At 46.4% G+C, this 250-nt stretch carries 1 tRNA gene; it reads left to right on the top strand.

Annotated elements, in window-relative coordinates:
* The first annotated feature begins 176 nt into the window (after positions 1-176).
* Positions 177-250 (top strand) — tRNA-Arg (locus tag ACL9RG_RS22785).

Raw genomic sequence — 250 nt, 5'->3', positions numbered from 1 at the left:
AGCTCAGCTGGATAGAGTACTCGGCTACGAACCGAGCGGTCGGAAGTTCGAATCTTCCTGGGTGCACCATTCTTTCTACTACGTATATTGATTTGCAATCAAGTGAGCGTAATAGGCAAAGATAACTCTTTGTAGAATGTGAAAATGGTCAGGTAAATCTGCAGTAAGAATCAAATGCACCCATAGCTCAGCTGGATAGAGTACTCGGCTACGAACCGAGCGGTCGGAAGTTCGAATCTTCCTGGGTGCA

Origin of the sequence: Rouxiella sp. Mn2063 (assembly GCF_049319665.1) — a bacterium.
Taxonomy (GTDB): domain Bacteria; phylum Pseudomonadota; class Gammaproteobacteria; order Enterobacterales; family Enterobacteriaceae; genus JBMOUD01.
The sequence above is the reverse complement of the archived record's forward strand: the minus strand, read 5'-3'. Positions and strand labels throughout refer to the sequence as shown.